The sequence below is a fragment of the Burkholderia pyrrocinia genome, from assembly GCF_018417535.1.
In the GTDB taxonomy this organism is placed as follows: domain Bacteria; phylum Pseudomonadota; class Gammaproteobacteria; order Burkholderiales; family Burkholderiaceae; genus Burkholderia; species Burkholderia pyrrocinia_E.
This window is the reverse complement of record NZ_CP070977.1, coordinates 2,576,143-2,600,240: the sequence shown is the minus strand read 5'-3', so window position 1 is coordinate 2,600,240 and position 24,098 is coordinate 2,576,143. Positions and strand designations below refer to the sequence as shown.

Here is a 24,098-nt window from a genome sequence, read left to right as displayed (position 1 = left end):
CATGAATGCCCGTCTTCCCGAAGTCTCGCCGGTACCGGCCCGCCTCGCGCTGCTGCGCGGCGCGATGGTCCGCGAGGACCTGGCCGCCTATCTCGTGCCGTCCGCCGATCCCCATCTGTCCGAATACCTGCCCGAGCGCTGGCAGGCCCGCCGCTGGCTGTCCGGCTTCACGGGCTCGGTCGGCACGCTGGTTGTAACCGCGGATTTCGCGGGGCTGTGGGTCGACAGCCGCTACTGGGTGCAGGCCGATGCCGAATTGGCCGGCACGGGCGTGCAGTTGATGAAGATGACGGGCGGGCAGCAGAGCGCGCCGCACGTCGACTGGCTCGCGCAGAACGTGGCGGCGGGCGCGACGGTCGGCGTCGACGGCGCCGTGCTCGGCGTCGCGGCCGCGCGCGGGCTGACGGCCGCACTGAGCGCGCGCGGCATCGCGCTGCGCACCGATCTCGACCTGCTCGACGCGATCTGGCCCGAGCGGCCGGGGCTGCCCGGCGACGCGGTGTTCGAGCACGCGGCGCCGCAGGCCGACACGACGCGCGCGAGCAAGCTGGCCGAAGTGCGCCGCGCGATGCGCGCGCAGGGCGCGCAGTGGCATTTCGTGTCGACGCTCGACGACCTCGCGTGGCTGTTCAACCTGCGCGGTGCCGACGTCAACTTCAATCCCGTGTTCGTTGCGCACGCAATGATCGGCGCCGATCGCGCGACGCTGTTCGTCGCCGACGGCAAGGTGTCGCCGGCGCTGGCCGCGTCGCTTGCGCAGGACGGCGTCGACGTCCGTGCATACGACGCCGCGCGCGCGTCGCTCGCGGCGTTGCCCGATGGCGCGACGCTGCTGGTCGACCCGCGCCGCGTGACGTTCGGCACGCTCGAGGCCGTGCCGGCCGGCGTGAAGCTCGTCGAGGCCGTGAATCCTTCGACGTTCGCGAAGTCGCGCAAGACGTCCGCCGAGATCGAGCACGTGCGCGTGACGATGGAGCACGACGGCGCCGCGCTCGCGGAATTCTTCACATGGTTCGAGCAGGCCGTGAACCGCGAGACGATCACCGAGCTGACGATCGACGAGAAACTCACGGCCGCGCGCGCACGGCGCCCCGGTTATGTGTCGCCGAGCTTCGCGACGATCGCCGGCTTCAACGCGAACGGCGCGATGCCGCATTACCACGCAACGCCCGAGTCGCACGCGACGATCGCCGGCGACGGCCTGTTGCTGATCGATTCGGGCGGCCAGTACGTGACGGGCACGACCGACATCACGCGCGTCGTGCCGGTCGGTACCGTCAGCGACCTGCAGCGGCGCGATTTCACGATCGTGCTGAAGTCGATGATGGCGCTGTCGCGCGCACGCTTCCCGCGCGGCATCCGTTCGCCGATGCTCGACGCGATCGCCCGTGCGCCGATGTGGGCAGCCGGGCTCGACTACGGCCACGGCACGGGGCATGGCGTCGGTTACTTCCTGAACGTGCACGAAGGCCCGCAGGTCATCTCGCACTACGCACCGGCCGAGCCGCACACTGCGATGGAAGAGGGCATGATCACGTCGATCGAACCGGGCGTGTACCGGCCCGGCCAGTGGGGCATCCGGATCGAGAACCTGGTCGTGAACCGCGCGGCCGGGCACACCGAGTTCGGCGATTTCCTTGCGTTCGAGACGCTGACGCTGTGCCCGATCGACACGCGCTGCGTGCTGATCGAGATGCTGCATGACGAAGAGCGCGCGTGGCTGAACACGTATCACGCGACGGTGCGCGAGCGTGTCGGCCGGCATCTGAGCGGTGCTGCAAAGGCGTGGCTCGACGCGCGCACGCAGCCGATCTGAGACGCGACGTGCGATAACGGCCGGACGCCGGCCGAACGACAACAGCGAGGGCAACACATGGCGGACACCGCAGTGATCGTGGTCGACATGCAGCGCGGGCTAGTGGAGCGGGCGCAGCCCGCGTACCGGCTCGACGAGGTCGTGTCGGGCATCAACCGGTTGACGGCGGCGGCACGCGCGGCGAACGCGCCCGTGTGCTTCGTGCAGCACGACGGCGATGCGGACGACGACATCGTGCCCGGCACGTCGGGCTGGGAGCTGCATGCGGGGCTGGTCGTCGGGAGCGACGACTGGCGCGTGCGCAAGCAGGTGAGCGATTCGTTCCACGGCACGCCGCTCGCGGCGCAGCTCGAGCGCCACGGCATCCGTTCGGTGCTGATCTGCGGCTATGCGACCGAGTTCTGCGTCGATTCGGCCGCGCGCCGCGCGGCGCTGCTCGGCTACCGGACGACCGTCGTGTCCGACCTGCATACGACGAACGAGCGCGCGCACCTGTCGGCCGCGCAGATCGTCGCGCATCACCACTTCGTCTGGCAAAACAATTCGCTGTCGGGCAACGCGGTGACACCGCGGCCGCTCGCCGACGTGCTTGCGACGGAGTTCGCATGACGATCAAGGCCGTGGTGTTCGATTTCGGCGGTGTGCTGATCGACTGGAGCCCCGACTACCTTTACCGGCAACTGATTCCCGACGACGCCGAGCGTCGCTGGTTTCTCACGCACGTTTGCGCGATGGATTGGGTGGTCCGCCAGGACGGCGGGCAGACGATCGAGGAAGGCACGGCCGAGCTCGTCGCGAAGTTTCCGGCGCACGAGACGCTGATCCGCGCGTTCTACGCGCGCTGGCACGAGATGATCGGCGGCGTGCTCGACGAAGGCGCCGCGCTCGTCGACCGGCTCGACGCGCAGGGGATGCCGCTGTTCGGGCTGACGAACTGGTCCGCGCAGACGTTTCCGTACGCGTGGGACAACTTCCCGGTCCTGCGGCGGTTCAAGGACATCGTCGTGTCGGGCCGCGTGAAGCTCGTGAAACCCGATCCGGCGATCTACCGCGAGATGCAGGCGCGGATCGAACCGCACCTGCCGGGCATCGCGCCGCACGAGCTCGTATTCATCGACGACAACGCGAAGAACGCCGCGGCCGCGACGGCACTTGGCTGGCACGGCATCCATCACACGAGCGCGGCGCAGACCGAGGCGCGGCTGCGCGAACTGGGCGCGCTCGCATAACAAGCAGCGGACGAGCGCCCGGCGGATAAAAAAAGCGGGCCACGGGCCCGCTTTGTCGTTTTGCCGATCCGGAAGCGGCCACCTTCGGCATCCGGCTCCGCGTTGCCGCAGTGCCGGGCGCCCGGGCCGCGCCGGTCAGCGGCTGATCGGCTTGTAGCGCAGTCGGTGCGGCTTCGCGGCTTCTTCGCCGAGGCGCGCGCGCTTGTCGGCTTCGTACTCCTGGTAGTTGCCGTCGAAGAACGTGACCTGCGAATCGCCTTCGAACGCGAGGATGTGCGTCGCGATCCGGTCGAGGAACCAGCGATCGTGCGAGATCACCATCACCGAGCCCGCGAATTCGAGCAGCGCGTCTTCCAGCGCGCGCAGCGTTTCGACGTCGAGGTCGTTCGACGGTTCGTCGAGCAGCAGCACGTTGCCGCCCGAGATCAGCGTCTTCGCGAGGTGCAGGCGGCCGCGTTCGCCGCCGGACAGGTTGCCGACGATCTTCTGTTGATCGCCGCCCTTGAAGTTGAAGCGGCCGATGTACGCGCGCGACGGCGTTTCGTACTTGCCGACCGTCAGCACGTCGGCGCCGCCCGAGATTTCCTCGAACACCGTCTTCGCGCCGTCGAGCGCGTCGCGGCTCTGGTCGACATACGCGAGCTTCACCGTCGGGCCCATCACGACTTCGCCCGAATCCGGCTGCTCCTTGCCCGTCAGCATCCGGAACAGCGTCGACTTGCCGGCGCCGTTCGGGCCGATGATGCCAACGATCGCGCCGGCCGGGATCTTCAGGTTCAGGTTGTCGATCAGCAGGCGGTCGCCGAACGCCTTGCTGACGTTCTTGAACTCGATCACTTCATTGCCGAGGCGGTCGCCGACCGGAATGAAGATTTCCTGCGTTTCGTTGCGCTTCTGGTATTCCTGGCTGTTCAGCTCCTCGAAGCGCGCGATACGCGCCTTCGACTTCGCCTGACGGCCCTTCGGGTTCTGGCGCACCCACTCCAGTTCCTTCTTGATCGCCTTCTGGCGCGCCGATTCCGACGCTTCTTCCTGCTTCAGGCGCTCTTCCTTCTGGTCGAGCCAGCTGCTGTAGTTGCCCTTCCACGGAATGCCGTGGCCGCGGTCGAGTTCGAGAATCCACTCGGCCGCGTTGTCGAGGAAGTAACGATCGTGCGTGACGGCGACGACGGTGCCCGGGAAGCGCACCAGGAATTGCTCGAGCCAGTCGACCGATTCGGCGTCGAGGTGGTTGGTCGGTTCGTCGAGCAGCAGCATGTCGGGCTTTTCGAGCAACAGCTTGCACAGCGCGACGCGGCGCTTTTCGCCGCCCGACAGGTGCTCGATCTTCGCGTCCCACGGCGGCAGGCGCAGCGCGTCGGCGGCCACTTCGAGCTGCTGCTCGGGGCTGCCGCCGTCGCTCGATGCGAGGATCGCCTCGTACTTCGCCTGTTCGGCTGCGAGCGCGTCGAAGTCGGCGTCCGGCTCGGCATACGCCGCGTAGATTTCCTCAAGCTTCTTGTTGGCCTGGAACAGGTCGCCGAGGCCGTCCTCGACGGCTTCGCGAACCGTCTTCGTCGGGTCGAGCTGCGGTTCCTGCGGCAGGTAGCCGATGTTCAGGTTCGGCATCGGCGTCGCTTCGCCTTCGATGTCCTTGTCGACGCCCGCCATGATGCGGATCAGCGTCGACTTGCCCGAGCCGTTCAGGCCGAGCACGCCGATCTTCGCGCCGGGAAAGAACGACAGCGAAATGTCCTTCAGGATCTGACGCTTGGGCGGCACGATCTTGCCGACCCGGTTCATCGTGAAAACGTATTGGGCCATTTGGGTGTGAAAGTCAGAAGTTGAGACGGTCGCGCAGCGCGCTGGCGTGGCGTCGTCGGGTGATTCGGTATGGAGCGTGCCGCGCAAGGCGCGGCGGCGTCGCCGCGTGTCGGCGGCGCGAGCGCGTATTGTACTTCGCCGCCGGGTGTCGCTGGCGCAGCGCAGGCATTCGGGCGCGCGGCGTTCACAGCCACGCGGCGACGCCGCCGTGTCCCGAGCACGTGCCGCGCCGGTGGCGGCTGAAGCTGTACGTGCCGTCGCGGCAGCGCGCGCTTGCACCTTCGGGCACGCGGCCCGATTTCGAATGCGCGGGCGCATGCACGGTTTCGCCGTCGCGGTTGCGATACGTGTCGTGACGGTCGAGATCGGCTTCGTTGCCGTAGCCGGGTGGCGCGCGGTACGCATGCGCGGAAGGGGGCACGGCAGCGCAGGCGACGAAGAGCGCGATCGACAGGGTCGCAACGTGCGTCGCGCGGCGGAGCAGGGCAGGCATGGTCTCTCTCGGTCTGTTGTTATCGATGTCGGGCCGATGGCCCGCGCCGCATGTTAGCCGATCGACTGCGAATCGGCGCCGGCGCCGCGCAGTGGCGTGACGCTACGCCGCGCCGGACATCGATGCCGCGCCGTCGGCCTGCGCGGCGTCGAGAATCCACCGGCGGAACGCGGCGACCTTCGGCCGTTCCGCGTGATGCGGCGGATAGACGAGGTAGTACGCGAAATCATCGAGCCACGCGACGTCGGCGAGTTGCACGAGCCGGCCGCTTTCGAGCTCGCCGCGCACCATCGCGGCCGGCAGCAGCCCGGCGCCCTGGCCGGCGACGATCGCCTGCAGCAGCAGGCCCGAGTCGTCGAACGCGGGGCCGCGCGGCGGGCCGAAATCGTCGATCCGCTGCGCGCCGAACCAGATGTGCCAGCCCTTGCGCTCGGCGTCGTGCAGGTGCGGCCAGCCGACGAGATCGGCCGGCGTCGCCGGCATGCCGAGCCGCGCGACGAGTTCGGGCGACGCGAGTGCGACGATCTCCACCGTCAGCAGGCGCTCGCTGCACAGCCCGATGTAGCGCCCGAGGCCATGCCGGATCGCGACGTCGACGCCGTCGCGCGCGAAATCCGCGAGTGCGTGGCTCGTGACGATCTGCAGGTCGACGTCCGGGCAGGCGTACCGGAATTGCGCGAGGCGCGGTACGAGCCACGCGGACGCGAAGAACGGCGTGACGCTCACCGTCAGCACGCCGCTGTCGGCGGTGCCCGACACACGCTGCGACGCATCGGCGATCTGCCGGAACGCGTTGCGCACCGGCGGCAGGTAGTCGCGGCCGGCGGCCGTCAGCAGGATGCCGCGGTTGACGCGCTCGAACAGTTGCACGCCGAGATGCGTCTCGAGCGTGCGGATCATCTGGCTCACCGCGCCGGGCGTGACCGACAGTTCCTCGGCCGCCGACTTCACCGACAGGTGGCGGGCGGCCGCTTCGAATGCTCGCAGCGCGTTGAGTGGCGGCAGGCGGGAACGATTCATTAGTTTTTCTAAAGCGAAAGGTCGACGAAATATCGTTTGAGGCGACGCGTACGCGCGAGTACCGTTGTCGCATCGGATCGCATTCTTCGCGGCTGCCTTGCGGCGGCCGATGCGATCAACATAGTTCAACTATATCCATGAGGCAATCCGGCCGCCGCGCGGCGGCCGATGGGACCTGAGAGGAGCATCGTCATGAACCGCCCGGGCGCATCGCGCCTCTTCTACGGCTGGTACGTGGTCGCGGCCGCGTTCGCCGTCACGTTCGTTGGATTCGGCAGCGCGTATACGTTCAGCGCGTTCGTCGAGTCGTTGCAGCGCGATTTCGCTGCATCGCGCGGGCAGATCTCGCTCGTATTCTCGCTCGCCGGCTTCCTGTATTTCGGCTTCGGTATCGTCAGCGGACCGCTGGCCGATCGCTTCGGCTCTCGGCGGCTCGCGGTCGCCGGGATGCTGCTGACGGGTGCCGGGCTCGCGGCCGCCGGCGCCGCACACACGCTGGTGCAGGTTTATGTCGCGTACGGTCTCGGCGTCGGTCTCGGCGTCGGCTGCGCATACGTGCCGGCCGTCGGCGCGGTGCAGCGCTGGTTCGTGCGGCGGCGAGGCTTCGCGTCGGGGCTCGCGGTCGCGGGGATCGGCGTCGGCACGCTCGTGATGCCGCCGCTCGCGTCCGCGCTGATCGCGCATGTCGGCTGGCGCGGCGCGTATTTCACGCTGGCCGTGATCGCGGTGGTCGTGGGGGCGGGCATGTCGCTGCTGATCGAGAACGATCCGCGCGGGCGTGGACTGTTGCCGGACGGCGATACCGCCGGCGACGGCGGCCGGAAGGCCGGTGCTTCCGCGGCCGGCGCGACCGTGCACGCAGGCGCGACGGTGCGCGAGGCCGTCACGTCGCGGCCGTTCGCGAGCCTCTACGCCGCATGCCTCGTGTGCTCGTTCGGCGTGTTCGTCCCGTTCGTTCACCTCGTGCCGTACGCGCTCGATCATGGCGTCGCGCCGTCGACGGCCGTGCTGCTGCTCGGCGCGATCGGCGTCGGCAGTACGGCCGGCCGCTTCTTCCTCGGCGGCCTTGCCGACCGCTTCGGCCGCCGCGCATCGCTGCTCGCGATGTTTGCGGGCATGGCCGTTGCGCTCGTCGCGTGGGCGGGTGCCGGCACCGTCGCGACGCTGACCGCGTTCGCACTCGTGTTCGGCGTGTTCTACGGCGGTTGGGTCGCCGTGCTGCCGGCGGTCGTGATGGACTACTTCGGCGGACGCAACGTGAGCGCGATCATCGGCATCCTGTATACGAGCGTCGCGTTCGGCACGCTGATCGGGCCGGCCGCCGCCGGCTTTATCTACGATGCGGGGGGCGGCTATCTCGTGCCGATCCTCGCGAGCGCCGTTGCGAACGCGATCGCGTTCGCCATCGTCGCGACCACCGGACGCGCGCCGGTGGCCGCACGTGCGGCCGGCGGATAGGCACGCGCCGCTGGGCGTGCCGCGCGATTTCCGATAGGGTGGCCGGACCGTCAACCATCGACCAACGGTCGGGGAGGCATTGTGACATTCGACGAAGTCCGGCAGATCGCGCTGGCGTGGCGCGGCGTCGAGGAAGGCACGTCGTACGGCACGCCCGCACTCAAGGTGAAGGGCAAGATGCTCGTGCGGCTGCGCGAGGACGGCGACACGCTCGTCGTGAAGGGCGTCGGCCCCGACGAACGCGCGTGGCTGATCGAGTCGGAGCCCGACGTGTATTACGTGACCGATCACTACGCGGGCTGGCCGATCGTGCTGGTGCGCCTGTCTGTCGCGCATCCCGACGCCGTGAAAAACCTGCTTCTGCGAGAATGGCACGCCATCGTGCCTGCCAAATGGCGGGACGAAGCGGCGCGCGGCGGGAACTGAGTATCCGGCACGCCAAGCGGCCGGATTGCCTTCGACGGAAGCGGCCTGACGGCGCGCGAGCCGGCGCCGACCGGACCAAGCGTTGCGTCGGTTCGCGTCGACGCAACAAGTGGTTCCATCGAAATTCTTCAATTGGTTCTTAGTGAAGAACCGTTTGATGCTTACACTCCTTCGCTTCGAAGGCGGCTGACGAAAGCCGATGGAAAGGGCGTACGCGATGCGCCGGCGCCCTGCGTGCCGCATCGCACCCGCAGCTTCGCAGACTGCGCGGCGCACCGACCTGAACGGCTCAGTCCGGCTTCATGCCCGCGTGCGACGCACGCGCGGTCGTAGCCGGATTCAAGAACGACAACTCCCCGCGCCGCCTTCACGCGACACCCGGTCGTACCGGAACCGTTTATTGGAGAGAGACAGATGAGTGGAAGCAACACAGGCCTCGGCACGGGCCTGAAGCAGCGTCACGTGACGATGATGTCGATTGCCGGCGTCATCGGCGCGGGCTTGTTCGTCGGCTCCGGCCACGCGATCGCGGAAGCCGGCCCGGCGTCGATACTCGCGTATGCGATCGCGGGTGTGCTGGTCGTCCTGGTGATGCGCATGCTCGGCGAGATGGCCGTCGCGCATCCGGACAGCGGGTCGTTCTCGACCTATGCCGATCGCGCGATCGGCCACTGGGCCGGCTTCTCGATCGGCTGGCTGTACTGGTGGTTCTGGGTGCTCGTGATCCCGATCGAGGCAACGGCCGCCGCGACCATCCTCAATGCATGGTTCCCGAGTATCGCAACCTGGATCTTCGCGCTTGGCATCACGCTGCTGCTCACCGTCACCAACCTCTTTTCCGTCAAGAACTACGGCGAATTCGAATTCTGGTTCGCGCTGATCAAGGTCGTCGCGATCGTCGTGTTCCTGTGCATCGGCGGCGCGGCGATCGTCGGGATCATTCCGGCGCCGGCCGTATCGGGCGTGTCGAACCTGTTCGCGCATCAAGGCTTCATGCCGAACGGCGCCGGTGCCGTGCTGGCGGCGATGCTGACGACGATGTTCTCGTTCCTCGGCACCGAGATCGTGACGATCGCGGCCGCCGAATCGGACAACCCGCAACGCCAGATCGTGCGTGCGACGAACTCGGTGATCTGGCGCATCACGCTGTTCTATCTCGGCTCGATCCTCGTCGTCGCGGCCATCGTGCCGTGGAACGACCCGCTGCTGCCGAAGCACGGCTCGTATCAGCGCGCGATGGAGTTGATCGGCATCCCGAACGCGAAGGCGATCATCGACGTGATCGTGCTCGTGTCGGTCGCGAGCTGCCTGAATTCGGCGCTGTACACGGCGTCGCGGATGCTGTTCTCGCTGTCGAAGCGCAAGGACGCACCTGCGTTCCTGCACCGCACCGATTCGACCGGCACGCCGCGTGCGGCCGTGCTTGCATCGACCGCATTCGGCTTCGTGACCGTGATCGCGAACTACCTGATGCCGGAGCAGGTGTTCGGCTTCCTGCTCGCGACGTCGGGCGCGATCGCGCTGCTCGTGTATCTCGTGATCGCGATCTCGCAACTGCGGATGCGCAAGACGCTCGAATCGAGCGGCGCTGACCTGACGCTGCGGATGTGGATGTTCCCGTGGCTCACGTGGGCCGTGATCCTGTTCATCTGCGGCACGCTGACCGTGATGTTCGTCAGCGAGGATCACCGGATGGAAGTCGGTGCGACGGCCGTGCTGGCGTTGATCGTGCTGTTGGCGTCGTGGCTGAACAAGCGCGGTCGCGATGCGCAGGCGAACGCGGGGCGGCGGGTGTCGGCGATGTGATGCAGTGATGTGACGGCATGGCGGTGAGCCGCCTGTCGTGAAAGTGGCCCGATCGGCGTTAGCCGGTCGGGCCATTTGTTTTGTGGGGGTAAGCGGATGCACTTACTCGTGGTAACGCAGGGCGTTCGGCAATAGGGCGCGGCATTGACATTTGGAGTCACAGAAATCGAACTCGTCTGATTTCGTCGGCGGCAACAACTTCCTACATTGATCATTTAGACAACCGAAGTGAATGATGAAGTCGACGCGCGATTAGCGGTCGTGCCGGGAGGGTGGCAGATGGCGAATGAGAACATGCGGTTGAGTGAAGCGGGTTGCGCCGAGCTGCGTCTGCGGGAAAGCGCGGTCATGGCGTACTACAACGATCAGGCGAACAACTGTACCTATGGCGTCGGGACGCTCGCTCATACCGGGCCGTGCACCGCGGAAGAACTGCGGAGGCCGGTTACGCCGTCGCAAGTGAATGCGCAACTCGCGGTCCGTGTCGGCCGGGCGGAGGCCGCCGTGCGACGACATGTCCCGACTCGGCAATTGACGCAGTTGCAATTCGACGAACTCGTCAGCTATACCTACAATGCCGGCAACACTGGCGCACTGGCGCACTGGCGCACTGGCGCACTGGCGCACTGGCCCGCTCCGTTCCGCGAATCAGAGCAACGACACTGGCGTGGTGTCGCACATGAATCAGCGTGTCTGGATTCATCCGCGAGACGCGAATGGGCGCCGCTTGGCACCTGTTCGTTCGACCGGCCTTGTTAACCGGCGTCGGCTCGAATCGGCGCCGTTCCAGCCACAGCAGGGGGCGCAGTGAGAAGGGCCATGATCGGGTTGTTCGTGCTGGCGTCGGTGAGTGCGTTTGCTGGCCAGACGCCGGCCGATGAGATAGCGGCGCGCAGCGGTTTGCCGGCGAGCGAGGTCAACGCACTGCTCAGCGACTGCGATTCGAATCAGACAAGCATGAATTTCTGTGCGTGGCGCGATCAACTCGTCGCCGAGCAAGAATTGCAGCAGGTTGTCGACAAGCAAGTGAATGAGCGGCCACAGCGCAGGAAGGCGTTCGACGCACGGATCGCAAAGTGGAAGAAGGCGCGCGACACATCATGCGAAAAATCGGCGCGCAACGCATGGGGCGATGGTTCGATGCGTCCTGCGGCACAGGCGATCTGCGCGACGGCGGCTACGAAGGAAATGACGAAAAGATTGTCGACGAGCGCTTCCCGCAAACCTTCATGAGTCGCTCCGGAATAAAGAAAGGCCCGCTGCTCGCGGGCCGTTCCGGGTTACTGTGACGCCGCACGAAACAGCGTCGGTTGATGTGCTCAGACGTTGAACAGGAAGTTCATCACGTCGCCATCGTGCACGACATATTCCTTCCCTTCCGCGCGCATCTTGCCGGCTTCCTTCGCGCCCTGTTCACCCTTGTAGGTGATGAAGTCGTCGAACGCGATCGTCTGCGCGCGGATGAAGCCGCGCTCGAAGTCGGTGTGGATCACGCCGGCCGCCTGCGGCGCCGTGTCGCCGACATGGATCGTCCACGCGCGCACTTCCTTCACGCCCGCGGTGAAGTAGGTCTGCAGGCCGAGCAACTTGAAGCCCGCGCGGATCACGCGGTCGAGGCCCGGCTCTGCCATGCCCATGTCGGCGAGGAACGCTTCCTTGTCCGCGTCGTCGAGATCGGCGATTTCCGCCTCGATTGCCGCGCATACGGCGACCACCGGCGCATTCTCGCTTTCCGCGTACTTGCGCACCGCATCGAGGTGGGGGTTGTTCTCGAAGCCGTCGTCCTTCACGTTGGCGACGTACATCGCCGGCTTTGCGGTGATCAGGCAGAACGGCTTGAGCAGCGCCTCTTCGTCGTCCGACAGCGCGAGGCCGCGCACGGCCTTGCCCTGGTCGAGCTGCGCGCGCACCTTGTCAAGCATCGCGACGAGCTTGGCCGCTTCCTTGTCGTTGCCCGACTTCGCGGCCTTCGAATAGCGCGTGAGCGCCTTCTCGACGGTGCTCAGATCGGCGAGCGCGAGTTCGGTGTTGATCACCTCGATGTCGTCGATCGGGCTGACCTTGCCGGCGACGTGAATGACGTTCTCGTCCTCGAAGCAGCGCACGACGTGCGTGATCGCATCGGTTTCGCGGATGTTCGCGAGGAACTGGTTGCCGAGGCCTTCACCCTTGCTTGCGCCCGCGACGAGGCCCGCGATGTCGACGAATTCGACGACGGCCGGCACGACGCGCTCGGGCTTGACGATCTCGGAGAGCCCCTTCAGGCGCGTATCGGGCACTTCGACGATGCCGACGTTCGGCTCGATCGTGCAGAACGGGTAGTTCTCGGCGGCGATGCCGGCCTTGGTCAGCGCATTGAACAGGGTGGACTTGCCGACGTTGGGCAAGCCGACGATGCCGCATTTGAGACTCATGGAATCCTTCGGACGGGTAAGGCGGCGCGGCCGGACAGGGCACGGCGGCGCGGGAAAAAAGGGCGGCCGGCGCTTGGGGCGCGGCAGGCCGACGGTCAAAGACGCTATTGTACCGTGCCGACGCCCCGGATTCCGGGGTTGCGCCGAACGGCCGATGCGGCGGGCCGCCGCGCCGCCGCGTCCGCCTGCGATTCTGCTGATTTCCCGCAAAGTCCGGCCGCGTAAGGGTTTGGCCCCGCGGCTATAATGCCCGCCATGACTGCCCACCACACCTTCGATGTTGCCGTGGTCGGCGGCGGGCTCGTCGGCAAGACGGCCGCGCTCGCGCTGACCCAGTCCGGCTACAAGACTGCCTTGCTCGCCCAGCCGGCCACGCCGCGCCCCGCCGATCTCGCGTTCGACACGCGCGTCTACGCGCTGTCGTCCAGCTCGCAGGCCTTGCTCGAGCGGCTGCGGGTCTGGCAGGCGCTCGACCACAGCCGGCTCGCGCCGGTCTACGACATGCGCGTGTACGGCGATGCGCACGCCGAGCTTCATTTTTCCGCGTACCAGGCCTCCGTGCCGCAGCTTGCGTGGATCGCCGAATCGTCGCTGGTCGAGGCGTCGCTCGACGCCGCGCTGCGGTTCCAGCCGAACCTTACGTGGTTCGATGCGCGCGCGCAGGGCTTCGACGTGCGCGACGATGCGGCCGTGCTCACGCTGTCGTCGGGGCAGGTGCTCGAAGCGGACCTCGTCGTCGGTGCCGACGGCGCGCATTCGTGGGTACGTTCGCAAATGGGGGCCAGGATCGAACGGCGCGACTACCGGCAGACGGGCGTCGTCGCGAACTTCAAGGCGTCGCTGCCGCACCGCGAGACGGCCTACCAATGGTTCCACGAAGGCGAGATCGTCGCGCTGCTGCCACTGCCGGACGGCCACGTGTCGCTTGTGTGGTCCGCGCACACCGCGCATGCGGACAAACTGCTCGCACTCGATCCGGCGCAGCTCGCGGCCGAGGTCGAGCGCGTGTCGCACGGCCAGGTCGGCACGCTCGAATGCGTGACGCCGGCCGCCGGCTTCCCGCTGGCGCTGCAGACGGTCGACAAGCTGATCGCGCCGCGCGTCGCGCTCGTCGGCGACGCCGCGCACCTGATCCACCCGCTCGCGGGACAGGGGATGAACCTTGGGCTGCGCGACGTCGCGGCGCTCGCCGACGCGATCGCCGGCAAGGAAAGCTTCCGCAACCTCGGCGATACGGTGCTGCTGCGCCGCTACGAGCGTTCGCGCCGCGAGGACATCCGCGCGTTGATGGTCGCGACCGACGGCCTGCAGCGGCTGTTCGCGGTGCCGGGCTCGCTCGCGAAGGCGGTACGCAATGCGGGCATGGCATTCGTCGGGGCGCAGCCGCTCGTGAAGCGCTGGCTCGTGTCGGCCGCGCTCGGCTGATCGAACCTTCGGCCGCTTCGCCGGTCGGACTCGGTTCCGTTACGGCGTACACTGTGCCGTGCACACCGATTGAGCTGAAGGAAGATTTCGATGAAAAAAACGATCCGCATCGCGTCGCTGGCGCTGGCCGTCACGATGGCGACGCTGGGCTGCACCGCGCAGGCCGACCAGACCACCGACAAGCTGAAAGCCACGCTGCAGGCCCGTCTCGGTAACGACGCACCGATCAAGAGCGTGTCGAAATCGCCGGTTGCGGGCCTTTACGAAGTGAACCTCGGCTCGCAGATCATCTATAGCGACGCGGCGGGCGACTACGTGCTGCTCGGCGATCTCGTCGACACCAAGACGCACAAGAACCTGACCGACGCACGCCTGTCCGAAATCAACAAGATCGACTTCGCGAGCCTGCCGTTCGCGAATGCGATCAAGATCGTCAAGGGCAACGGCGCACGCAAGATCGCGGTGTTCTCCGATCCGAACTGCCCGTACTGCAAGAAGCTCGAGACGACGCTGCAGTCGGTCGACAACGTCACCGTCTACACGTTCCTGTACCCGGTGCTGTCGCCGGATTCGACCGTGAAGTCGAAGGCGATCTGGTGCGCGACCGACCGCGCAAAGACGTGGGAGGGCTGGATGCTCGACCACCGTGCGCCGTCCGGCGCCGGTACCTGCGATACCAGCGCACTCGACAAGAACCTCGCGCTTGGCCGCGGGATGAACGTCACCGGTACGCCGACGATCTTCCTGCCGGACGGCCGCCGCCTGCCGGGCGCGGTATCGGCCGACCAGCTCAACCAGGCGCTCGCCTCGAGCAAGTAACCGACCGACATGCCGGGCCGCAGGCCCGGCCAGCGAGGGGCGCCCGCATGATCTGCCGGCGCCTCTCTTCGTTTTCGCCGCCGTATTCGACCGACCGATTGCCACGATGACCCAGCCGATCCGCTATTCGATTGTCCCGAAAGATCTTGCCGCGCACCTGTTCGAAGTGTCGGTGACGGTCGCCGATCCCGATCCCGAAGGCCAGCGCTTCTCGCTGCCGGTGTGGATTCCGGGCAGCTACCTCGTACGCGAGTTCGCGCGCAACATCGTGACGCTCGGCGCGTTCAACGACGCGGGCCGCAAGGTGCGGATCGCGAAGACCGACAAGCACACGTGGCAGGCCGCGCCCGTGACCGGCGCGCTGACGCTGCGCTACGACGTGTATGCGTGGGACCTGTCGGTGCGCTCCGCGTATCTCGACGAATCGGGTGGCTTCTTCAACGCGACGGCTGTGTTCCTGAGCGTCGCCGGCCGCGAGGACGCGCCGTGCGAAGTCGACATCGCGAAGCCGGCCGGCGCGGCATTCCGCGCGTGGCGCGTCGGCACCGCGCTGCCCGAGGCACGCGGCACGAAGCGCTACGGCTTCGGTGCGTATCGCGCGTCGAACTACGACGAGCTTTCCGACCATCCGGTGACGATCGGCGACTTCGCGCTCGCGACGTTCGACGCGCACGGCGTGCCGCACGACATCGTGATCGCGGGGCGCGTGACGCAGCTCGACCTGGAGCGGTTGCGAACCGACCTGAAGCGCGTGTGCGAAGCGCAGATCGCGCTGTTCGAGCCGAAATCGAAGAAGGCGCCGATGGACCGCTATGTGTTCATGACGCTCGCAGTCAGCGACGGCTACGGCGGCCTCGAGCATCGCGCATCGACCGCGCTGATCTGCAACCGCACCGACCTGCCGGTGAAAGGGCGGCCCGAGACGACGGAAGGCTATCGCACGTATCTCGGCCTTTGCAGCCACGAGTACTTCCACACGTGGAACGTGAAGCGCATCAAGCCGGCGGCGTTCGTGCCGTACGACCTGACGCGCGAGAACTACACGTCGCTGTTGTGGCTGTTCGAAGGCTTCACGTCGTATTACGATGACCTGATGCTGGTGCGCTGCGGGCTGATGTCGCAGGACGAATATTTCGCGGCGCTCGGCCGCACGGTCGGCGGCGTGCTGCGCGGCACGGGTCGGCTCAAGCAGAGCGTCGCGGAAAGCTCGTTCGACGCGTGGATCAAGTACTACCGCCAGGACGAGAACGCGACCAACGCGATCGTCAGCTACTACACGAAGGGTTCGCTCGTCGCGCTCGCGTTCGATCTCGCGATCCGCGCGCAGACGCGCAACCGGAAGTCGCTCGACGACGTGATGCGCCTGCTGTGGCAACGCTACGGTCGCGATTTCTATCGCGGCAAGCAGGCGGGCGTCGAGGAAGACGAAGTCGAGACGCTGATCGAAGAAGCGACGGGCGTCGCGCTTGGCCGCCTGTTCTCCGACGCCGTGCACGGCACGCGCGACCTGCCGCTCGGCGAGCTGCTCGCGCCATTCGGCGTGACGCTCGCGCCCGATGTCGCGAACGGCGCGGCCGCGAAGCCGACGATCGGCGCGCGCCTGCGCGGCGGTGCGGACTGCACGTTCGCGGCTGTCTATGAAGGCGGCGCCGCGCATCGCGCGGGGCTGTCGGCCGGCGACACGCTGATCGCGGTCGACGGGCTGCGCGTCACGGGCACCAACCTCGACACGCTGCTCGCACGCTACCGGCCGGGCGACAAGGTCGAGGTTCACGCATTCCGCCGCGACGAGCTGCGCACCGCGAAACTGAAGCTCGATGGCCCGGAAGTCACGCGCTACCGGCTGACGGCGGCAGCGAAGCCGGCCGCGGTATCGAAGGCCCGCGAAGCCTGGCTGAAGGGCTGAGCGCACGGTAGCGGGAATCGGGGCACGAGTCGTAATTGTTCTGCTGCTGCAACAATCCGTCGCCCTGAACCCGCTTTTTCGCGCTCATGCGGCCACGCACAATGGCGTCACTCGCGCTACCGAAGCGCAACCCAACCGGAGCCTGACATGACGACCATTCTGCAAATCAATTCCGCGGCGCGTTCGCAAGGCGCGCAATCCACGCTGCTGGCCAACGAACTGACGGCAAAGCTGCAACAATCGAACCCCGGCGCGAAGGTCGTGGTTCGCGACCTGCTGGCCGATGCGCTGCCGCACCTCGACGAATCGGTGCTCGGCGCGTTCTTCACGCCGGCCGACCAGCGCAGCGCGGAGCAGAATGCGATCGTCGCGAAGAGCGATGCGCTGATCGCCGAACTGCAAGCCGCCGACATCATCGTGATCGGCGCGCCGATGTACAACTTCGGCATCTCGTCGCAACTGAAGACGTATTTCGACTGGATCGCACGTGCAGGCGTCACGTTCCGCTACACCGAGAATGGTCCGGAAGGCCTGATCAAGGGCAAGAAGGTCCACGTGGTGACGGCCCGCGGCGGCAAGTACGCCGGTACGCCGAACGACAGCCAGACGCCGTACCTGCGCACGTTCCTCGGCTTCGTCGGCATGACCGACGTGAGCTTCATCTTCGCGGAAGGCCTGAACCTTGGCCCGGATGCGCAGAGCGCCGCGCTCGCCAGCGCACGCGAAGCGATCGCCGCCGCGTAAGGTCGATGCGGGTGCGACGCACCCGCCGCATCGTCCAACAAAAAACGCCGCGTCCCCGAAGGGGCGCGGCGTTTTTGCATTCAGGCCGGCGACAGAACCGGCGCGGCCGTTACGCGAGCGTTTCGGCCACTTCCGGCAGGCGCCAGTCGATCGGTTCGCGGCCAGCTTCGACCAGATAGTCGTTCGCGAGCGTGAAATGGCGGCAGCCGAGGAAGCCGCGGTGCGCCGACAGCGGCGACGGATGCGGCGCCTCGAGCACGCAGTGCGCGCTCGCGTCGAACAGTGCGCGCTTCGCCTGCGCGTGCGCGCCCCACAGCATGAAGACGAGCCCGCGATGGCGGCCGGCGAGTTCGCGGATCAGCGTGTCCGTGCATTGCTCCCAGCCGCGCTTCGCGTGGCTCGCGGCCGCGCCGCGCTCGACCGTCAGCACGGTGTTGAGCAGTAGCACGCCCTGGCGCGCCCACGTGTCGAGACAGCCGTGGCGCGGCGTGTCGTGACCGAAGTTCGCGGCGATTTCCTTGAAGATGTTGCGCAGCGACGGCGGCGTGCGGACGGCAGGCGGCACCGAGAACGCGAGGCCGTGCGCCTGCGGCGTGCCGCGATCGTCGCCGTGGTACGGGTCCTGGCCGAGGATCACGACCTTCACGTCGTCCGGGCTCGTGAGGCGCAGCGCGCGGAACACGTCGGTCGGGTAGACCGTCTTGCCGGCCGCACGCTCGTCGTCGACGAAGCGGCACAGCGGCGCGTACGCGTCGCTGTCGGTAAAGGGTTTCAGTACATCTCGCCAGATGGCCGGCAGCGCGTCGAATTGCGCGGCGAGGTGCGGGACGTCGGCGGCAACGGACTGCGGTGCCGTGGAGGCCGGGGCCGGCGCAGCGGCTTTCCTGGCGGGCTTGCGTCCGGCGGTGGACGACGCGGAAGCCGGGGACGGAAGATCGGCCGGTGCCGTTTCCGGCACGGGATCATCGAACAGCGACGCCTGTTGCGGCGCGCGGGAAGTCTTGCGGGTTGCCATGCGTGATGCGTGTTTATTGCGCGCGCAGCCGGTAGCCGCGTTGCGCCTTGCTGATGTTTTCGGGAGCGAGGCCCGGCAGCGCCTGCTGCAGTTCGGCGGCGAGCGTCGCGAGCGACGCTTCCGGGCCGTCGATCAGTTCGAGTTCGATTTCGCTGATCGGTTCGCGGCGCGTTTCGTGTTCCGCCTGGACGACGATTTCGCCGAGGTCCACCGCGGCTTCGACGGTTGCGCCGCCGATTGCGATGCGCCACAGCGTACGCGAAAAATCCGTGCGGAACAGCGCGGACAGCGCGCCGGCCGCACTATTCAGCGCGGCGGCGGCTTCCGGCACGTCGCAGGCCGCGACGAGCGCATCGATCTCGAGCGCGTCGCCGGCGACGGGCAGTTCCCATTCGTGGCGGCGATGCAGGCCGCCTTCCGCGCTGCCGACCGTCTTGAAGGTCTGCAACCAGCCGTGCGGCGTGCGGCGCACGCGCACCGCGCTCTTCGAGCGCGCCAGCGCGAGATCGGGCGTGTCGTAATAGACGTTCGCGAGCGTGATGTCGTGACCGGGTTCGCCGGTCAGCGTCTCGAAGAAGCGCCGCGCGGCCTCGGCCTGACCGGCCGGCAGCGCGAGCTTGATTTCCTTTTCGATCGCCATCAGAAGAACATCCGCGCGAGTTCCTCGCCCGGCTGCTCGGCGCGCATGAACGCTTCGCCGACGAGGAACGTGTTCACGTTCGCCGCGCGCATCGTGTCGACGTCGATGCGCGACAGGACGCCCGATTCGGTCACGACGATCCGGTCCTGCGGAATCATGTCGAGCATGTCGAGCGTGGTCTGGATCGACGTCTCGAACGTGCGCAGGTTGCGGTTGTTGATGCCGAGCAGCGGCGTCTTGAGCGTCAATGCCTGTTCCATTTCGTTGCGGTCGTGCACTTCGACCAGCACGGCGAGGCCGAGCGAGTGCGCATACGCTTCGAGGTCCTGCATCAGCGGCGTGTCGAGCGCGGCGGCGATCAGCAGGATCGCGTCGGCGCCCATCGCGCGTGCTTCGAGGATCTGGTACGCGTCGACGATGAAGTCCTTGCGCAGCACCGGCAGCGTGCAGGCCGCGCGCGCTTCTTCGAGGTAGCGGACGCTGCCCTGGAAAAACTGTTCGTCGGTCAGCACCGACAGGCACGCGGCGCCGTGCGCCGCATACGAGCGTGCGATGTCGGCCGGCACGAAATGCTCGCGCAGCACGCCCTTCGACGGGCTTGCCTTCTTGATTTCGGCGATCACCGCGGCGTCGCCGGCCGCGTGCTTCGCACGCAGCGCGCCGACGAAGTCGCGCAGGTCGCGCGCGGATGCGTCCAGCTTCAGTGCCTCGAGCGGCGTGCTGCGCATGGCCGCCGCGACTTCTTCGCGCTTGACGGCGATGATTCGGTCGAGAATGTCGCTCATGTGGATTCCTGCTTGATTCGTAAGGGGAGTCAGCGCTTGAACTGCTGCGTGAAGCGCACGAGTTCGTCGACTTTCGCGCGTGCCTTGCCGCTCGCGATCGCTTCGCGGGCGAGCTGGATGCCGTCCGCGATCGATTCGGCGACGTTCGCCGCATAGAGCGCGGTGCCCGCGTTCAGCGTGACGATCTCGCGCGCGACGCCCGGCTGGTTGTCCAGCGCGCCGAGCAGCATCGTGCGCGATTCGTCGGCATTTTCCACCTTCAGCGTGCGGTTCGACACCATCTGCAGGCCGAAGTCCTCCGGATGGATCTCGTATTCGTGCACCTTGCCGTCGCGCAATTCGCCGACGAGCGTCGCGGCGCCGAGCGATACCTCGTCCATTCCGTCCTTGCCGTACACGACGAGCACGTGCTGCGCGCCGAGGCGCTGCATCACGCGCACCTGGATGCCGACGAGGTCGGGATGGAACACGCCCATCAACTGGTTCGGCGCGCCGGCAGGATTGGTCAGCGGGCCGAGGATGTTGAAGATCGTGCGCACGCCGAGCTCGCGGCGCACGGCCGCGATGTTCTTCATCGCCGGGTGATGGTTCGGCGCGAACATGAAGCCCATGCCGGTTTCGGCGATCGACGCGGCAACCTGGTCCGACTGCAGGTCGATGTTCACGCCGAGCGCCTCGAGCACGTCGGCGCTGCCGGACTTGCTCGACACGCCGCGGTTGCCGTGCTTCGCGACCTTCGCGCCGGCGGCCGCCGTGACGAACATCGACGCGGTCGAGATATTGAACGTGTGCGAGCCGTCGCCGCCCGTGCCGACGATGTCGACGAAGTTCGAGTTGTCCTGCACCTCGACGTGGTTCGCGAATTCGCGCATCACGGTTGCGGCCGCGGCGATCTCGCCGATTGTCTCCTTCTTCACGCGCAACCCGGTGATGATCGCGGCGGCCATCACGGGCGACATGTCGCCGCGCATGATGAGCCGCATCAGGTGCAGCATCTCGTCGTGGAAGATCTCGCGGTGTTCGATCGTGCGCTGCAGCGCTTCCTGCGGAGTAATCGTCATCGTGAGGCTCCCGTCAAGCGGCTTGCGCGGCCGCGGCGCGCGCAAGCTTCAGGAAATTCTCGAGCAGCGCATGGCCATGCTCGGACAGGATCGATTCCGGATGGAACTGCACGCCTTCAATCGGTAGCGTCTTGTGGCGCACGCCCATGATTTCGCCGTCGTCGGTCCACGCGGACACCTCGAGGCAATCGGGCAGTGATTCGCGCTCGATCGCGAGCGAGTGGTAGCGCGTGACGTCGAAATGTTTCGGCAGGTCGGCGAACACGCCGCGGCAGTCCGTTTCGATCCGGCTCACCTTGCCGTGCATGATGGTGGTCGCGCGGACGACGCGGCCGCCGAATGCTTCGCCGATCGCCTGGTGGCCGAGGCAGACGCCGAGGATCGGTTTCTTGCCCGAAAATTCGCGCAGCACGTCGAGCGTGATGCCCGCGTGCTGCGGGTTGCTCGGGCCCGGCGACAGGCAGATCGCATCGGGATTCAGGCGCGCGATCGCGTCGAGCGTGATTTCGTCGTTGCGGTACGTGCGCACGTCCTCGCCCAGTTCGCCGAAGTACTGGACCAGGTTGTAGGTGAACGAGTCGTAGTTGTCGATCATGAGCAGCATGGTCAGTCTCCGGTCAGAAGTCGCTATCGAGGCCGTCCTGGACCTGTTCGGCCGCACGCAGCACCGCGCGCGCCTTGTTTTCGGTCTCTTGCCATTCGGATTCGGGCACCGAATCCGCGACGACGCCGGCCGCCGCTTGCACATACAGGTTGCCGTTGTGGATCAGGCCCGTGCGGATCGCGATCGCGAGATCCATCTCGCCCGAGAACGACAGGTAGCCCACCGCACCGCCGTACAGCCCGCGCTTGATCGGCTCGAGCTCGTCGATCAGTTCCATCGCGCGCACCTTCGGCGCGCCGGACAGCGTGCCGGCCGGGAACGTCGCGCGCAGCACGTCGTAGTTCGTCATGCCGGGCTTCAGCTTGCCTTCGACCGAGCTGACGATGTGCTGCACGTGCGAGTACTTCTCGATGACCATCTTGTCGGTCACCTGCACCGAGCCGATTTCGGCGATGCGGCCGACGTCGTTGCGCGCGAGGTCGATCAGCATCACGTGCTCGGCGATCTCCTTCGGATCGTTGAGCAGTTCGGTCGCGAGTTCCGCGTCGCGCTCGGGCGTGTTGCCGCGCGGGCGCGTGCCGGCGAGCGGGCGAATCGTGACGATCTGGTCGTCGCCGCGCTTTTCCTGGCGCACGAGGATTTCCGGCGATGCGCCGACCACGTGGAAATCGCCGAAGTTGTAGTAATACATGTACGGCGACGGATTCAGCGAACGCAGCGCGCGATACAGCGACAGCGGGTTGTCGCGGTACGGCTTCGTCAGCCGCTGGCCGACCTGGATCTGCATCAGTTCGCCGGCCGCGATGTATTCCTTCGCCTGGCGCACGGCGGCCAGATAGTCTTCCTTCTTGAACTCGCGGAACGTCTCGGTGCGCACGCTCGCCGACGTGACGGGCGGCTGCACGGTCGTGCGCAGGCGCTGCTTCAGTTCGCGCAGGCGCTGTTTCGCCTTCGCGTAGGCTTCCGGCTGGCCGGGGTCCGCGTAGATGATCAGGTACAGCTTGCCGGCGAGGTTGTCGATCACCGCGACTTCCTCGGTCAGCAGCAACTGGATGTCGGGCAGGCCGAGATCGTCGCGCGGCGCGGTGTTCGCGAGCTTCTTCTCGATATAGCGCACCGCGTCGTAGCCGAAGTAGCCGGCGAGACCGCCGCAGAAGCGCGGCAGGCCCGGACGCTGTGCCACCTTGAAGCGCGCCTGGAACGATTCGATGAACTGGAACGGGTCGCCGTCATGCGTCTCGACGACCTGGCCGTCGCGCACGACTTCCGACACGCCGTTGCGGGTGCGCACGAGCGTGCGGGCGGGCAGGCCGATGAACGAGTAGCGGCCGAAGCGTTCTCCGCCGACCACCGATTCGAGCAGGAACGAATTGGCGCCCGCGCGTTCGGGCTGGGCCAGCTTCAGGTAGAGGGACAGCGGCGTTTCGAGATCGGCGAGGGCTTCCGCGATCAGCGGGATACGGTTGTAGCCTTCGTTCGCGAGCGATTGGAATTCGAGTTCGGTCATGTTCCGGTCCTGTTCGGGACGAGCGGCGGCGTGCGCCGGGGATCACTTGACGCTGCGCGGGTTGCCGTCGGCGAAAGGGCGGTCGATCGAGAAGTGCCTGTTGCCGGTCGGCACTCCGGGCGTGAACGTCGCGAGCCTGCGGCCGATCCTGAACGCAAGCGTTCGGACGCGGTGGAACTCGAGGTGGAGCGACGATCGGCGCGCGGATGCGCAGCGAGATAAAAAACGGCGCTGAAGACGTGCTTCAGCGTACCTCATCGAAGAGGTTAGCGCGACCAGCGACGCCAGGGCCAGGCTCCCCGGTCGATGCTGCTCAGACTCCGTTTTTTATTCAGAAACATGCGGATGGAAGAAATAATCAGAGGGTTGGCCGGCCGGCGTTGTGCGCGGTGATCGCGCGGGCTGCGACCAGCAACGAATCGACTATACCATCCGAATTTATCGTTTGTATAGCTTTGCCGTGGTTGTAGCCGTACGGCACCGTCAGCGTCGCCATCCCGGCCGCGCGGCCCGCCAGCGCATCGTTTTCCGAGTCGCCGATTGCGACCGCCGCATCCGGTGCGACGCCGAGCGCGTCGCAGGCCGTCAGCATCGGCAGCGGATCGGGCTTCTTGCGCGCGACACTGTCGCCGCCGAGCACGATGCCGAAGCAATCGGCCAGCCCGTATTGCTCGAGCAGCTCGACCGCGAAGCGGTGCGGCTTGTTCGTCACGCACGCGAGCCGGATGCCGGCCGCGCGCAGCGCGTCGAGACCGGCAGCCACGTCCGGATAAAGGCGCGTATGGCGGCCGTTGATCTTCGCGTATTCGGTCTGGTAGATCGCCAGTGCGTCGTCGAAACGCGCGTGTGCGTCGTCGGCCGTGAAGCGCGGCTTCAGTACGCTGTGGATCAGGTGTTCGGAGCCCTTGCCGACGTAGCCGATCACTTCGTCGCGCGACGTGGCCGGCGCATCGAGCTGCGCGAGCATCCCGTTCAGGCCGGCCGTGAAATCGTCGGCCGTGTCGACCATCGTGCCGTCGAGATCGATCAGCGCCGCGTCGATGCGCGGTGCGGCGAAGCGGATCGGGGCGGCGTCCGTTGCGGCCCCGGCCGGCGCACGGCCGGCGAGCGACGATTCGGCCACGGCG

General features: G+C 67.0%; 22 protein-coding genes and 1 pseudogene. 12 read left to right on the top strand and 11 right to left on the bottom strand.

Annotated features, from left to right (window positions below; genetic code table 11):
- Nucleotide 1: 1 nt before the first annotated feature.
- The 3 genes from JYG32_RS12065 to JYG32_RS12055 are packed head-to-tail and all read left to right on the top strand — an operon-like array spanning nucleotide 2 to nucleotide 3,045.
- Nucleotides 2–1,816: an aminopeptidase P family protein gene (locus JYG32_RS12065; RefSeq protein WP_213263665.1), complete on the top strand. Its 1,815-nt coding sequence runs from the start codon at nucleotides 2–4 to the stop codon at nucleotides 1,814–1,816.
- 57 nt (nucleotides 1,817–1,873) lie between these two features.
- Nucleotides 1,874–2,425: a cysteine hydrolase family protein gene (locus JYG32_RS12060; protein WP_213263664.1), complete on the top strand. Its 552-nt coding sequence runs from the start codon at nucleotides 1,874–1,876 to the stop codon at nucleotides 2,423–2,425.
- A complete protein-coding gene (locus JYG32_RS12055) occupies nucleotides 2,422–3,045 on the top strand; it encodes an HAD family hydrolase (protein WP_174382023.1) in 624 nt (207 codons plus the stop codon). Before JYG32_RS12060 ends, JYG32_RS12055 begins: the two co-directional genes overlap by 4 nt.
- A 135-nt stretch (nucleotides 3,046–3,180) precedes the next feature.
- On the opposite strand, the gene ettA is transcribed toward JYG32_RS12055, so the two are convergent.
- The 3 genes from ettA to gcvA form a co-directional block, all read right to left on the bottom strand.
- Entirely contained in the window at nucleotides 3,181–4,848 is a 1,668-nt protein-coding gene (gene ettA, locus JYG32_RS12050) for an energy-dependent translational throttle protein EttA (protein WP_174382024.1), read from the bottom strand.
- Between the two features lie 184 nt (nucleotides 4,849–5,032).
- Nucleotides 5,033–5,341: a DUF3761 domain-containing protein gene (locus tag JYG32_RS12045; RefSeq protein WP_174382025.1), complete on the bottom strand. Its 309-nt coding sequence runs from the start codon at nucleotides 5,339–5,341 to the stop codon at nucleotides 5,033–5,035.
- 102 nt (nucleotides 5,342–5,443) lie between these two features.
- A complete protein-coding gene (gene gcvA / locus JYG32_RS12040; protein ID WP_174382026.1) occupies nucleotides 5,444–6,361 on the bottom strand; it encodes a transcriptional regulator GcvA in 918 nt (305 codons plus the stop codon).
- A gap of 192 nt (nucleotides 6,362–6,553) precedes the next feature.
- On the opposite strand from gcvA, the gene JYG32_RS12035 reads away from it, so the two are divergent.
- The 5 genes and pseudogenes from JYG32_RS12035 (at nucleotide 6,554) to JYG32_RS12015 (ending at nucleotide 11,284) form a co-directional block, all read left to right on the top strand.
- A complete protein-coding gene (locus JYG32_RS12035) occupies nucleotides 6,554–7,819 on the top strand; it encodes an MFS transporter (protein WP_213263663.1) in 1,266 nt (421 codons plus the stop codon).
- Between the two features lie 81 nt (nucleotides 7,820–7,900).
- Nucleotides 7,901–8,245 (top strand): MmcQ/YjbR family DNA-binding protein, encoded by a 345-nt coding sequence (locus JYG32_RS12030; RefSeq protein WP_213263662.1) that lies wholly within the window; start codon nucleotides 7,901–7,903, stop codon nucleotides 8,243–8,245.
- A 414-nt stretch (nucleotides 8,246–8,659) separates the two neighbouring features.
- On the top strand, nucleotides 8,660–10,051 hold the full coding sequence (gene gabP / locus JYG32_RS12025; protein ID WP_213263661.1) for a GABA permease: 1,392 nt from the start codon (nucleotides 8,660–8,662) through the stop codon (nucleotides 10,049–10,051).
- Nucleotides 10,052–10,330: 279 nt separating this feature from the next.
- Nucleotides 10,331–10,862: pseudogene (locus tag JYG32_RS12020) on the top strand (lysozyme).
- Complete coding sequence (locus tag JYG32_RS12015; RefSeq protein ID WP_213263660.1) at nucleotides 10,859–11,284, top strand: lysozyme inhibitor LprI family protein; 426 nt, start codon at nucleotides 10,859–10,861, stop codon at nucleotides 11,282–11,284. Before JYG32_RS12020 ends, JYG32_RS12015 begins: the two are co-directional and overlap by 4 nt.
- A gap of 86 nt (nucleotides 11,285–11,370) precedes the next feature.
- Here the strand turns inward: JYG32_RS12015 and ychF are convergent, their stop codons facing one another.
- Complete coding sequence (gene ychF / locus JYG32_RS12010; RefSeq protein ID WP_174382030.1) at nucleotides 11,371–12,465, bottom strand: redox-regulated ATPase YchF; 1,095 nt, start codon at nucleotides 12,463–12,465, stop codon at nucleotides 11,371–11,373.
- Nucleotides 12,466–12,711: 246 nt separating this feature from the next.
- Between ychF and JYG32_RS12005 the strand changes: the two genes are divergently transcribed.
- The 4 genes from JYG32_RS12005 (at nucleotide 12,712) to JYG32_RS11990 (ending at nucleotide 17,359) form a co-directional block, all read left to right on the top strand.
- Nucleotides 12,712–13,890: a UbiH/UbiF family hydroxylase gene (locus JYG32_RS12005; protein ID WP_174382031.1), complete on the top strand. Its 1,179-nt coding sequence runs from the start codon at nucleotides 12,712–12,714 to the stop codon at nucleotides 13,888–13,890.
- Nucleotides 13,891–13,980: 90 nt separating this feature from the next.
- A complete protein-coding gene (locus JYG32_RS12000; protein WP_213263659.1) occupies nucleotides 13,981–14,709 on the top strand; it encodes a DsbC family protein in 729 nt (242 codons plus the stop codon).
- A 106-nt stretch (nucleotides 14,710–14,815) separates the two neighbouring features.
- Nucleotides 14,816–16,615, top strand: coding sequence for a M61 family metallopeptidase (locus JYG32_RS11995; protein WP_213263658.1), 1,800 nt, complete (start codon nucleotides 14,816–14,818; stop codon nucleotides 16,613–16,615).
- 147 nt (nucleotides 16,616–16,762) lie between these two features.
- Nucleotides 16,763–17,359, top strand: a complete 597-nt coding sequence (locus JYG32_RS11990) for an FMN-dependent NADH-azoreductase (protein ID WP_072443039.1) — start codon at nucleotides 16,763–16,765, stop codon at nucleotides 17,357–17,359.
- 109 nt (nucleotides 17,360–17,468) lie between these two features.
- Here JYG32_RS11990 and JYG32_RS11985 read toward each other — a convergent pair whose 3' ends face one another.
- The 7 genes from JYG32_RS11985 to JYG32_RS11955 all read right to left on the bottom strand — a co-directional run bounded on the left by JYG32_RS11985 (nucleotide 17,469) and on the right by JYG32_RS11955 (nucleotide 24,094).
- Nucleotides 17,469–18,374: a uracil-DNA glycosylase gene (locus tag JYG32_RS11985; protein WP_213263657.1), complete on the bottom strand. Its 906-nt coding sequence runs from the start codon at nucleotides 18,372–18,374 to the stop codon at nucleotides 17,469–17,471.
- A 13-nt stretch (nucleotides 18,375–18,387) separates the two neighbouring features.
- Nucleotides 18,388–19,014 (bottom strand): CYTH domain-containing protein, encoded by a 627-nt coding sequence (locus tag JYG32_RS11980; RefSeq protein WP_213263656.1) that lies wholly within the window; start codon nucleotides 19,012–19,014, stop codon nucleotides 18,388–18,390.
- Nucleotides 19,014–19,799, bottom strand: coding sequence for an indole-3-glycerol phosphate synthase TrpC (gene trpC / locus JYG32_RS11975; protein ID WP_213263655.1), 786 nt, complete (start codon nucleotides 19,797–19,799; stop codon nucleotides 19,014–19,016). Before trpC ends, JYG32_RS11980 begins: the two co-directional genes overlap by 1 nt.
- Nucleotides 19,800–19,828: 29 nt before the next feature.
- Nucleotides 19,829–20,860, bottom strand: a complete 1,032-nt coding sequence (gene trpD, locus JYG32_RS11970) for an anthranilate phosphoribosyltransferase (protein ID WP_043191545.1) — start codon at nucleotides 20,858–20,860, stop codon at nucleotides 19,829–19,831.
- Between the two features lie 13 nt (nucleotides 20,861–20,873).
- Nucleotides 20,874–21,464: an aminodeoxychorismate/anthranilate synthase component II gene (locus JYG32_RS11965; protein ID WP_174382037.1), complete on the bottom strand. Its 591-nt coding sequence runs from the start codon at nucleotides 21,462–21,464 to the stop codon at nucleotides 20,874–20,876.
- 13 nt (nucleotides 21,465–21,477) lie between these two features.
- Nucleotides 21,478–22,971 carry an anthranilate synthase component I gene (trpE, locus tag JYG32_RS11960; RefSeq protein ID WP_034183729.1) on the bottom strand — a complete coding sequence of 498 codons (1,494 nt, stop codon included), beginning with the start codon at nucleotides 22,969–22,971 and terminating at the stop codon, nucleotides 21,478–21,480.
- 358 nt (nucleotides 22,972–23,329) lie between these two features.
- On the bottom strand, nucleotides 23,330–24,094 hold the full coding sequence (locus JYG32_RS11955) for a phosphoglycolate phosphatase (protein ID WP_174382038.1): 765 nt from the start codon (nucleotides 24,092–24,094) through the stop codon (nucleotides 23,330–23,332).
- Between the last annotated feature and the right edge of the window lie 4 nt (nucleotides 24,095–24,098).